Source organism: Halomonas sp. NO4 (assembly GCF_010994375.1).
GTDB lineage: Bacteria > Pseudomonadota > Gammaproteobacteria > Pseudomonadales > Halomonadaceae > Halomonas.
In genome coordinates, this window is the sequence record NZ_WHMA01000058.1 from 1 (window position 1) to 11,084 (window position 11,084).

Consider the following 11,084-nt stretch of genomic DNA (forward strand, 5'->3'; position numbering starts at 1 on the left):
GTGTGATTCCAGTATAGCCCCAGGCTCGCGTGATGGCTGGTCAACATGAGTAATCAGGTAAGGTTAAATGGCCACTGGAGCGGCTGAAGGGAATCGAACAGGTGAGTATTCAAGCGGCTTCGCGGAAAAATATAGCCGATTACCATACACTGTATCATACAAGGCGTTTGCTGCTGGATTCCTTCACCGCGCTGGTTTCCAGGTTTGGTAGCAGCACGACGACGCGCCAAGCCAGCCTTGGCAGGTGGTATTCTGTTTTCTTTGACATAGGAGAAGTCCATGCAAGATATAAGACGTCTTGAGGTTGGCATGACCACAAAGATTGGTACGGATCAGGTGAAGGAGCCTGAGGTGGGCAGGGAATATGTCCGGGGGCTCGATTCCAATAGCTGGCTCCTGTTTACCGAAGACCCGGCTGAGGATAGGCCAGTTGTTGTTCGCATTGATAGTATCGACGGCGATGTGTGCCACTGCACGGTCACAAGAAAGCTAAATTGATAGCTACTCTAACCTTTATGCATGCTCTCGGTTCTGCAAGACCGTTCAGTGTTTGCTGTGCCTAGCAGAACGTCTTGCCCTGGCGCGCAGAGAGACGATTTTTTCTGTCATTATATTAGCTATAGGAGATCTTTAGATCCTGGCCGTTAGCTGGCTGGCGGACATGATATGGTCGTTTTCTTTACACTCGGCGCCCTGTCATCCCGGGCGCCCTATGGGGCTGATTTTCCGTAAAGAAACCGCGTAAATCTTTCTATGTACAGAAAAGGTAGGATTGTTTTCTATGATGCCTGAGCATCGACAGCCATGGCGGCCGGGTCAGCGTGAGGGAAGGCGAGAGATCTTCAGGCAGGACACGCTAAGAGCTTGGGAAGACTACCCGGTAACCGGCTTGCACGCGACCGCTGACGACGTGGCCGGCTAATTGGGGGACGGATAACGAGGTGCCGTCCCCAGCATGTCGAAATTAAGGCTCATCATCCTCTGCTCCCAGAAGCGCTTTGATGCGTTCGCCATCACTGATGGCCGCTCTCCACAAGTCATTCCAGATATCCGGTGGGTTACCGTTCTTGAGCATCTTGCGGAAGACAGCGTAAGCGTCCTGTTTGCTGTCATAGGCGCGCTTGGTGAATTCGTCGTTGACCCAGGCGTAGATGAGGATTTTGCTCGCAAGGTCGTAGCGAAAGAACAGCCGGTACTGCTGGTAGAACTTTGCCCGGCACCAATGGGTGTGCTCAGCCCCGAGGGTGTTTCCTTGGCGATACTGAGGGCCTGCCGGGTCCTGTGGAATGTCGTTCTTGGCCAGCTTCACAATCGCCGCCAGACGCTTGGTGGCCGGTTTGCTGCGATATCCGAGTGGATCCTTTTCCTGGAGTCGCTTCACCTTACTGGTGAGCGCATCGACCTGCTCCAGGAATAGCGGATGTGCGTAGATCGTCCATCCGTTTATCTCCAGAGGACTCATGTGTCGTCGTCGTCCTCTGGCAGTTCCTCATCGAGGTCTACCTCAATGCCTGCCGTCAGGCGTTCGGCCTCGGCAAAGGTGCTGGCAGTGACAGGACGAATGTTTTCCGGGTGCTCCTGCAGATCGCGCTCCAGGAAGGCCAGGAAGCTGGCCATCACGGGGTCTTGGCTGGACTCATCGCGGGCGCGAGTGAGGACCACTTCCCCATCGGGGCGAATCATGTAGTGAATCCGATCGCGGCGCTTCAGCTTCAGCGCACGACGAACCGATGCCGGAACGGTCGTCTGGTAGCGATCCGTCAGGGTGGAGTCATCCTCAATGGCCGTGTTCATGATTGGCCTCCGCTCAATGGCAATGCAACAGTAATGCATTTAAGGTAATGCAATCGCATTGCCTCGTCAATGGCAGGGAAAGCAATCAATAGGTCTCCGGCGCGACACCCTATTCTGGTGTGGCTCCCAATATGCGACCATCTGTAAAGAAAACGAAGTTTTATTAGTCAAAGCCCATTCAGCACTGGAGGCTTCTCCCCCTCACGCCTCGATCCACACCTCGTCACCCTTGAAGCTCACCGACCAGGTGCGCAGTTTCACGCTCTCGTCCTCAAGGCACTGGCCGTCGGCGAGGCGAAAGTGCTGCTTGTAGATCGGCGAGGCGACCACCGGCGCGCCTTTCACGTCGCCGACGATGCCGCGGGCGATGACGTTGGCGACGGAGAAGGGGTCGTGGTGGTCGAGGGCGTAGAGTTCGGTCGCGTGGTCGGGCAGTGCCGGCGTGTTCGGGTCGGCTGGAATGTAGAAGATCGCCACCTGGGCCGGGCCCTCGGCGGTTTCCACCCAGGCGGCGACGCCGGAGTAGGGCACCAGGTCGGCGCGGGTGCAGAGGGGTTGCCAGGTTCGGGTCATGGTTTTGGCTGCGGTTGCTGTGCTCATTTTGTCAGGCTCCAGATTCGTTATCGGGAAATCGGCGCGTGGGAGAAACGGGCGGCGCTCGGCGCCGCCATGCTCCTCATGCAGGCCGCAGTTGGCCGCGCTCCTCGGTCACGATGATGTCCGGGTCCGGGCGGCTGTCGTTGACGAAGCTGCGGAAGCGCTTGAGCTTCTCGGGGTCGGAGAGGGCGTTCGACCACTCGCACTCGTAGTTGTCGATCACGTGCTGCATCTGCGTTTCGAGCTCGTCACCGATCCCCAGGCTATCCTCGAGGATCACTTCCTTGAGGTAGTCGAGGCCGCCCTCGAGGTTCTCGCGCCACACCGAGGTGCGCTGCAGGCGGTCGGCAGTGCGCACGTAGAACATCAGGAAGCGGTCGATGGTCTTGATCAGCGCGTCGTCGCTGAGGTCGGTAGCGAAGAGCTCGGCGTGGCGCGGGCGCATGCCGCCGTTGCCGCAGACATAGAGGTTCCAGCCGTGCTCGGTGGCGATCACGCCGATGTCCTTGCTCTGCGCCTCGGCGCACTCGCGAGTGCAGCCGGAAACGGCGAACTTGAGCTTGTGCGGTGAGCGCAGGCCCTTGTAGCGGTTCTCGAGCTTGATCGCCATGCCCACGCTGTCCTGTACGCCGTAGCGGCACCAGGTGCTGCCCACGCAGGACTTCACCGTGCGCAGCGACTTGGCATAGGCGTGGCCGGTCTCGAAGCCGGCGTCGAGCAGCTCGCTCCAGATGTCGGGCAGGTCCTCCAGGCGGGCGCCGAAGAGGTCGATGCGCTGGCCGCCGGTGACCTTGGTGTAGAGGCCGTACTTCTCGGCGACCTGACCGAGCACCACCAGCTTGTCGGGGGTGATCTCGCCGCCGGGCACCCGCGGGACCACCGAGTAGGTGCCGTTCTTCTGCATGTTGGCCATGAAGGTGTCGTTGGTGTCCTGCAGCGGGATGTGGGCGGCGTCGGTGATCGGCTCGTTGAAGAAGGAGGCGAGGATCGAGGCCACCGCTGGCTTGCAGATGTCGCAGCCGAGCTTGTGGGTCTCGGGGTTGCCGTGCTTGTCGATCAGTTCGCTGAAGGTCTTGATGCCCTCCACGCGCACGATGTCGTAGAGCTCCTGGCGGGTATGGGCGAAGTGCTCGCAGATCGACTGGTCGACCTCCACGCCGCGAGCCTCGAGCTCGTGGTCGACCACGCTCTTGAGCAGCGCCGCGCAGCCGCCGCAGCCGGTGCTGGCCTTGGTCTCGCCCTTGACCGCGCCCAGATCCACGGCCCCGCCATCGATGCTGGCACAGATATCGCCCTTGGTGACGTTGTGGCAGGAGCAGATGGTGGCCGTCTCGGGCAGGGCGTCGGCGCCCAGGGTCGGCGCCCCTTCGCTGGTGGGCAGGATCAGCGAGGCCGGGTCCTCGGGCAGTTCCAGGCCGTTGCCGTAGTACTGCATCAGGGTGTCGTAGGCGGCGTTGTCGCCCACCAGCATGGCGCCGAGCAGCTTCTTGCCGTCGCTGGAGACCACCAGCTTGCGGTACTCCTGCTTGATCTGGTCGAGGTAGCGGAACATCCGCGCCCCGGGCGTGCGGTCGCCGTGGGCGTCGCCGATGGCGCCCACGTCGACGCCGAGCAGCTTGAGCTTGGTCGACATGTCGGCGCCGCGGAAGCTCTCGCCCTCGCCGCCGAGCAGGGTGTCGGCGGCCACCTTGGCCATCTGGTAGCCGGGGGCGACCAGGCCGAAGATGCTGCCCTGCCACAGCGCCACTTCGCCCACGGCAAGAATGGCCGGATCGCTGGTCAGGCAGCGATCGTCGATCACCACCCCGCCGCGTTCGCCCCTCTCCAGGGCGCTGTCGCGGGCCAGTTCGTCGCGCGGGCGGATGCCGGCGGAGAAGACGATGAGATCGGCCTCGAGCACCTTGTCGTCCTGGAAGACCATGCGGTGGGCGGCATCGATGCCGTCCTCGATGCGCTGGGTGGCGCGGTCGGTGAGCACCTGCACCCCCAGCGCCTCGATCTTCTCGCGCAGCAGCTCGCCGCCTTCGCTGTCGACCTGCATGGGCATCAGGCGCGGCGCGAACTCCACCACGGCGGTATCGAGGTTCAGCCCGCGCAGGGCGTTGGCGGCCTCCAGGCCGAGCAGGCCGCCGCCCACCACCACGCCGGTGCTCGCCGTCTCGGCGGCGTCGCGGATGGCGTCGAGGTCGTCCAGGGTGCGGTAGACCAGGCAGCCCTCGCGGTCGTTGCCGGGAATCGGCGGCACGAAGGGGTAGGAGCCGGTGGCCAGCACCAGGCGGTCGTAGGGGTAGCGGCCCTGGGGCGTGACCACCTCGCCGGCGTCGCGGTCGAGGGCGGTGACCGCCTCGTGCAGGCGCAGCTCGATGCCGTGCTCGGCGTAGTAGTCGGCGGTGGAAAGGGCCAGCGAGTCGGCGTCGCGGCCGCTGAAGTATTCGGAGAGATGCACCCGGTCGTAGGCCAGGTGGCGCTCTTCGCCGAACACGGTGATGGCGTAGCGCTCGTTGGCGCCGCGCTCGACCAGCTGCTCGACCAGGTGATGGCCGACCATGCCGTTACCGATGATGATCAGGTGTTGCTTGGGCGTGTTCATGCGGCCTCCTTGACGGGGCGGTCCGGGTTGTCGGAATCGGTGTCAGAGTCGTGGGCGTCGAGCAGGGCATCGGCATCGGCCGCGCCCAGCAGCAGCGCCTGGCGACAGGCGGCGAGGTCCCGCCCGGCCTGGGCCTGGGCGAAGAGCCAGGGGCCCATGGCGGTGTCACCATAGAGAACGGCGCCCTCGAGTCGGCCGTCGCGCAGCAGCAGACTGCGGTAGTCGCCCTGCTCGGGGTCGTGGTAGGCGAGCACCTCGTGATCGGGGTCGGCCTCGGTGGGGCCGAAGGCGTAGAGCGAGATGCCGCTGATCTTGAGCTGGGTGGCGCTGGGCTGCTCGCGATAACCGGCGACGTCGTCACCGCACAGGGTGGCGGCCAGCACCTCCACCTGGCGCCAGATCGGCTCCACCAGTCCGTAGGTGGTGCCCTGGAACTCGCAGCACTCGCCCAGGGCGTGGATCCGCGGGTCGGAAGTGGTCAGGAACTCGTCGACCACGACGGCGCGATCCACCGCTAGCCCGGCCTCGCGGGCAAGCGCCACGTTGGGGGCGATGCCGGCGGCGATGACCACGCAGTCGGCGGGCAGGCACCGGTCGTCGGCGAGCTGCACGCCGGTCACCCGGCCCTGGCCGTCGCCCTCGATCGATGCCAGCTGCACGCCGGTGTGGATCGTCAGGCCCCGACCGCCGAGCTCGGCGGCCAGCAGGTCGGCGGCGGTGGCGTCGAGCTGGCGGTTCATGAGGCGTGCCGAACGCTGCAGCACGCTCACCGCCATGCTGCCCTGGCGCGGTCCGCGTTTGCGCAGCCCCTCGGCGGCTTCCAGGCCGAGCAGGCCGCCGCCGACCACCACGGCGCGGCCGCCGCGTTCGGCGGCACGCGCCAGGGCCGCGGCGTCGTCGAGGTCACGAAAGCCGTGGACGCCAGAAAGCTCGAGGCCGGGCACCGCTGGCATGGCTGGGCGCGAGCCGGTGGCCAGCACCAGGCGGTCGTAGCCGAGGGTGCGACCGGCATCGGTGGTCAGCCGGCGCGACGCGCGGTCGATCGTCGCGACCCGCTCGCCGAGCACCAGCTCGATGCCCTGGTCGGCGTACCAGGCGGCGTCGCGCAGGGTGAGCGCCTCGCGCGCCATCTCGCCGGCCAGCCAGGGCGAGAGCAGGATGCGGTTGTAGGCCGGTTGCGGTTCGTCGCCGAGCACGGTGATTCGGGCCGGGCGGCGTGGCTGCTTGAGCAGCGCTTCGACCAGCCGGTGGCCGGCCATGCCGTTGCCGACGATCACCAGGTGCTCGCGAGAAGCGGGATGAGTTGGGTGCATGGTCTGGCACCTCCGATGCCTCGCCAAAACAAAAGACGTCTCGGCGCTGCCCGGCAGTGGGCGCGCTGAGACGTCTTTGTCGAATCGGTGGCGATCGCCGTTGATCGCCGGATTACCCGTTATCAATCAAGAATCCGGCCAGGTTCCCGGGAAATGTCGGTTTTTGTTTCTTTATCAGTAAGTTGTGCTTGGCGTCGTTGGCCCTGCCGCCGCCGTGGGCGGCGGCCGTTGCCCCTCACTGGTGCAGGGCGGCATCGAGATGCACGGGGTCGTAACACTCGCGCAGGGCCTGGGGCGGCAGGGGGCGGCCAGTGTCGCGTAGCTGAGCCTGCAGCGGCTCGACGACCCGCCCCAGGGCGGCGAGATCGGGGCGCAGCAGGTTGTCGCCGAACAGCCGCTGGTGGACGGGCGCCGCCTCGTGCGTCGGCAGACCGGCGAGATGGTTCACCGAGCGATCCAGGTAGGGGGGCAGGGCGAGCCAGTCGCGGGCCTGGCGACGGTGGTCGTCGCTGGAGGCCAGCCAGTCGTTGGCGGCCTGCAGGGCGCGCAGCAAGGCGGCGAGGGTGGCCGGGTAGCGCTTCGCCCAGGAGCGGGTCACGCCCAGCACCTTCTCGGGGTGATCGGGCCACAGCTGGGCACCGCTGGCGACGATGCGCCCGATCCCCTCGTGGTCGGCCAGGCTCCCCCAGGGCTCGCCGACGCAGAAGCCGTCGATCTGGCCGGCGCCCAGGGCGGCCACCATGCGAGGGGGCGGCAGGGCCACTAGGTCCACGTCGCGGTCGGGGTCGATGCCGCCCAGTGCCAGCCAGTCGCGCAGCAGGAAGTGCTGGCAGGAGTAGGGATAGACCATGGCCAGGCGCGGGCGGCGAGTGCCGGCCTGGCCGAGCCAGACCCCGAGTGCGCGGGCGCTGCCGGTTGGCGCTGCGTCGAGGGTGGCGCCGCTCTGTTCGCAGAGGCCGTTGGCGAGCACGAGGGTATTGCCGTTGTGGCTGAGGGTGGCGGGCGCCAGGGTGTCGCAGGGCGCCCGGCCCAGGCCCAGGCTCATGGCCAGCGGCATCGGTGCCAGCATGTGGGCACCATCGAGCACGCCGGCGGCGACCTTGTCGCGCAGGGTCGACCAGGCGTTCTCCCGCGACAGGGTGACGTCCAGGCCCTGGGCGGCGAAGCAGCCCTGCTCCCGGGCGACGACCAGCAGCACGGCGTCGAGCAGAGGAATGAAGCCCAGGGTGAGGCGCTCGAGCTCGGGCGGCGAAACGGTGCGGGTGTCGGTGGTTCCCATTACAAGGCTCCCTTGTCGAGGCGTTCCAGAATGTCGATGACGCTGTCGGCCACCTCGCCCATGCGCTGGCCGCGGTCCATGGCGAGCTTGCGCAGCATGCGGTAGGCATGCTCCTCGTCGCAGTCCTGGTGCTTCATCAAGAGCCCCTTGGCGCGCTCGATGCGCTTGCGCTCGGCGAGCTGGTTGCGCGCGCGGTCGAGCTCCTGGCGCATCGACTGGAAGGCGTCGAAGCGGGCGATGGCCACTTCGATGATCGCCTTGACGCGCCCCGGTACCAGGCCGTCGACCACATAGGCGCTGACGCCTGACTTGAGCGCCGCCTGCATGGTGTCGGGGTCGTGCTGGTCGGCGAAGAAGACCACCGGGCGCGGGTTCTCGCGGTTGAGCAGCGCCATGCTGTCGAGGGTGTCGCGGTCGGGGGACTCCATGTCGATGATCACCACGTCGGGCTCATGGTGGGCGACCCGCTCGTTGAGGCTGGCGGGGCTCGTCAGGTGGCAGATCACCTCGTGGCCCTCGTGGGTCAGGGCCTCCTCGACCATGGCGGCGCGCACCACTTCGTCATCGACTAGCAGGATCTTCAGGGGTGGGGGCATGGCGTTGGCTCGCGCTATCCAGAGGCATTTTCCTCAAGCCTTGCAAGGAATATTCCAATGTGTCGTCGGAACGCTGGAACCGTCGTCGGAAAGGGCCTTGGCGCGGGGTGGGGGACGCCGTGCCATGCCCCGGTGATGCTCTTCGATGGTGCACCGCGGCAGCGGGGAGCGATGCCATGGTGCACTGCGGCATGAGCGGGCTAAGGCTCGGCGTCGGCGGGGGCGTTCAGAAGTCGAGGCAGCGTTGGTTGTTGTTTTCGTTGCTCTCGTCCACCACGCCGATAGGGGCATCGGCACGCACGCAGACCTCACGGTCGTCCCTCGGCACCAGCACATAGCCCAGGGTGATCGGCTTGGTGATCGAGGCCGACGGAGCCAGACCCCCGGGCACCGCCACGGTCTCCAGCGAGGCATCGTTGTCGCCGCGGACGATCTCGACCTCGAAGGGGCCGGCGGCGGCCGCGCCGATGTTGCGCACCGTGAAGACCAGGCTGACCCGACAGCGACGCGGGCCGCAGATGGCATCGACCGGCACCTGCTCGTCGATCACCAGGTCGGCACGCGGGCCGTCGGGATCGGGCGTGTCGAGGCGACGCTCGGTGGCGCGCTCGATATGGATGGCGCTGTGATCCTCTGCGGTGCCTTCGGCATTCAGCGTCGCCGTGCTGTAGACGCCGGTCACCTCGAGCCGCCGGTCGCTGACGATCGCCACGTAGCCGTCGATGATCGGGGCGGGGAGGGTGCCGTCGAAGACTCGCCGGCGGATGTCGTCGCACTCGGTGGCCAGGGCATGGCCCGGAGGGAGGACGTCGCGGCCCAGGGCCAGGCGTCGGCCGGGCTGTTGTTGTCCCGGGGCCAGCGACAGGGTCTTGTCGAGCCGTGCCGGACGGTCGTCGAGGTTGAACGCATTGAGGGTGGTGGCGTAGTGCCCCCGGGCGAGGCGCAGGTCGGTGGTGTCCGATTGGGTGCCGCAGACCAGCTTGGCTAGGTAGTGGAAGCGATCCCGGGGTGGGCCGTCGACCTCGCGGGCGTCCTTGGCGATCTTCTGGGCGAAGAGTGCCGCGCGACCGCGACCGCTCGGGAAGGCGAGGTTGGCGCTCACCACCACCGCCTCGAAGGGAGCCACAGTGTCGGGAATATCGGCACTGTAGCAGTCGCCTCCGGCCAGCGGCGTTGCACTGGCCGGCAGGAGCGCCAGGCTCTCGCCCTGGGCGGCGAGCGCCCCCGGCAGGTCGTCGGCGTTGAGCGCCTCCAGCTCCACCGGCAGCGGCAGTACCGCGTAGGACGGCTGGGCGATGGCCAGCGACGCACCGTCCGTTCGGTCATTGCATAGCAGGGTGGTGACGACCCGGTCGTCGGGGTCGTAGGTGAAGTCCACCGTGGTCAAGGGGATCGCGCCGATATTGCCCGAGCCGGTCCAGAAGGTGTCTATCGTCGGGACGTTTGCCTGCAGCAGGAAGCCCACATGGGCCAGGTCGCCGGGCGCCAGCGGCCCAGGCTGGGGATCGATGAAGGCGAGCGTCGTCTTGTCGGTGCCGGCGTCATAGGTGATGTCATGATCCTGGAAGGGGTTGGCGTCGCCGTGCTAGATGGCGTCGAAGGCGTCGCTGACGTCGCCGGGGGAGACGAAGTCCAGGTCGACGTCCACGTTGAGCCAGGTTCCGCCGCCGGTCTGCAGGGCCGTGGCGGCATAGATGTCCTGGGCGCCTTCCCGGGTGTTCATCCACAGCACCGCTGCCCGGTCGACCTGGTGGTGGAAGGTCGCGCTGTCGGCGGTGGTAGCGGCGATCTGCAGGTAGTCGCCGATGAAGCCGCCCTGGAACTGGGCATTGGTCGAGGGGGCCGTCGAGAGCCTGAAGTTTTGGTCGAAGGAGTCGCCGCCATCGGTGGAGTGGGCCAGGTAGAGGTGGAAGCGCAGGTGCTCGGGGGCGTCGTCGCGGCGGTCGTAGAAGGCGACGTTGATCTTGCAGCCCTCATCCACGTCGATCCAGGGAAAGAACTGGTCGATGCCGTTGCCGATGGCATCGTTGTTGACCCGGGTCGTCTGGGTGGCGCCCGGCCAGGTCTCGCCGCCGTCCTCCGACCACTTCAGGAAGACGTCGCCGTCGCCGAAGCGGTTGTCGGCGAAGACGATGTAGATATTGCCGAAGTGATCGCTCGCCGGGTCGTTGCAGACGTCCATGGCCGGGAAGCTGTTCACCCGGAAGGCATTGCTGTCGTTGCCCAGTGCCTCGCCATGTTCGCCGACGATACCCGGAAAATTCCGCGGTCCGGTGCCCGCGTCAATGGTGAGCTCCGGAAAGAGGGTGAGGTTACCCTCGACCACCACGTCGTCGCCGAAGGAGGCGCCGTTGTCGGTGGAGCGGTCGAAAAGGATTCGGCCATCGGTATCATTGAGCCTCTGCCGCCAAGCGACATAGACGTGTTCGCTGGCGGGGGTGTCGGCGGCGCCGGGGACCAAGCGGGTGGCGACCACCGCCCCCTGCCCGCTGCCGACGTCGTTGACGATGACGCCGTCGTCGGCGGCCGGGGCCGCAAAGCTGGCGCCGCCATCATCCGAGCCGGCAAAGCGGATCTGGCCGTTGTCGAACCAAGCCATGTAGACCTTGTCGGTGAGAATGCCCGTGGCGATCATCTCCTTGTCATGGTTACCGGCGCCACCGATGCTGCTGACGACCTCGGTCGCCGGCCCGAAGGTCTGTCCGCCGTCGGTGGACTTGAACAAAATCCCGCCGCATTCTGCGATTCGATTTTGGAATGAATCGACAGTCAAGGCGGTGCAAGGCGATAGCCTTGCTGGTGAAACTGGATAAACATATAGTTAGTTGATGGCCATCATTCGCTCGGACACCCTTACCCTCCAGGTCACCAGCGCCGAACAGCAGGCGGCGCTGGCCGATACGTTGGGGCTGTAT

At 66.0% G+C, this 11,084-nt stretch carries 10 protein-coding genes; 1 reads left to right on the forward strand and 9 read right to left on the reverse strand.

What is annotated here, in order from left to right; genetic code table 11:
* The first annotated feature begins 279 nt into the window (after positions 1-279).
* Complete coding sequence (locus tag FEF15_RS18505) at positions 280-498, forward strand: hypothetical protein (protein WP_163560836.1); 219 nt, start codon at positions 280-282, stop codon at positions 496-498.
* Between the two features lie 466 nt (positions 499-964).
* On the opposite strand, the gene FEF15_RS18515 is transcribed toward FEF15_RS18505, so the two are convergent.
* From FEF15_RS18515 to FEF15_RS18555, 9 genes are all read right to left on the reverse strand, one after another.
* On the reverse strand, positions 965-1,462 hold the full coding sequence (locus FEF15_RS18515) for a type II toxin-antitoxin system YhaV family toxin (RefSeq protein ID WP_163560838.1): 498 nt from the start codon (positions 1,460-1,462) through the stop codon (positions 965-967).
* Positions 1,459-1,794, reverse strand: a complete 336-nt coding sequence (locus tag FEF15_RS18520) for a type II toxin-antitoxin system PrlF family antitoxin (RefSeq protein WP_163560840.1) — start codon at positions 1,792-1,794, stop codon at positions 1,459-1,461. The genes FEF15_RS18515 and FEF15_RS18520 overlap by 4 nt, the downstream gene beginning before the upstream one ends.
* A 201-nt stretch (positions 1,795-1,995) precedes the next feature.
* A complete protein-coding gene (gene nirD / locus FEF15_RS18525) occupies positions 1,996-2,394 on the reverse strand; it encodes a nitrite reductase small subunit NirD (RefSeq protein ID WP_163560842.1) in 399 nt (132 codons plus the stop codon).
* A 76-nt stretch (positions 2,395-2,470) separates the two neighbouring features.
* Entirely contained in the window at positions 2,471-4,981 is a 2,511-nt protein-coding gene (nirB, locus tag FEF15_RS18530) for a nitrite reductase large subunit NirB (RefSeq protein WP_163560844.1), read from the reverse strand.
* On the reverse strand, positions 4,978-6,294 hold the full coding sequence (locus tag FEF15_RS18535; RefSeq protein WP_163560846.1) for an FAD-dependent oxidoreductase: 1,317 nt from the start codon (positions 6,292-6,294) through the stop codon (positions 4,978-4,980). Before FEF15_RS18535 ends, nirB begins: the two co-directional genes overlap by 4 nt.
* A gap of 235 nt (positions 6,295-6,529) precedes the next feature.
* Entirely contained in the window at positions 6,530-7,573 is a 1,044-nt protein-coding gene (locus FEF15_RS18540) for a CmpA/NrtA family ABC transporter substrate-binding protein (protein ID WP_163560848.1), read from the reverse strand.
* Entirely contained in the window at positions 7,573-8,169 is a 597-nt protein-coding gene (locus FEF15_RS18545) for an ANTAR domain-containing protein (protein ID WP_163560850.1), read from the reverse strand. Before FEF15_RS18545 ends, FEF15_RS18540 begins: the two co-directional genes overlap by 1 nt.
* 226 nt (positions 8,170-8,395) lie before the next feature.
* Entirely contained in the window at positions 8,396-9,634 is a 1,239-nt protein-coding gene (locus FEF15_RS18550) for a CARDB domain-containing protein (RefSeq protein ID WP_163560852.1), read from the reverse strand.
* A 120-nt stretch (positions 9,635-9,754) separates the two neighbouring features.
* Entirely contained in the window at positions 9,755-10,894 is a 1,140-nt protein-coding gene (locus FEF15_RS18555) for a hypothetical protein (protein WP_163560854.1), read from the reverse strand.
* Between the last annotated feature and the right edge of the window lie 190 nt (positions 10,895-11,084).

Bases quoted from the DNA above. Each gene is read 5' to 3' on its own strand.
- FEF15_RS18505 (WP_163560836.1), top strand. From the start codon at position 280: ATGCAAGATATAAGACGTCTTGAGGTTGGCATGACCACAAAGATTGGT.
- FEF15_RS18515 (WP_163560838.1), bottom strand. From the start codon at position 1,462: ATGAGTCCTCTGGAGATAAACGGATGGACGATCTACGCACATCCGCTA.
- FEF15_RS18520 (WP_163560840.1), bottom strand. From the start codon at position 1,794: ATGAACACGGCCATTGAGGATGACTCCACCCTGACGGATCGCTACCAG.
- nirD (WP_163560842.1), bottom strand. From the start codon at position 2,394: ATGAGCACAGCAACCGCAGCCAAAACCATGACCCGAACCTGGCAACCC.
- nirB (WP_163560844.1), bottom strand. From the start codon at position 4,981: ATGAACACGCCCAAGCAACACCTGATCATCATCGGTAACGGCATGGTC.
- FEF15_RS18535 (WP_163560846.1), bottom strand. From the start codon at position 6,294: ATGCACCCAACTCATCCCGCTTCTCGCGAGCACCTGGTGATCGTCGGC.
- FEF15_RS18540 (WP_163560848.1), bottom strand. From the start codon at position 7,573: ATGGGAACCACCGACACCCGCACCGTTTCGCCGCCCGAGCTCGAGCGC.
- FEF15_RS18545 (WP_163560850.1), bottom strand. From the start codon at position 8,169: ATGCCCCCACCCCTGAAGATCCTGCTAGTCGATGACGAAGTGGTGCGC.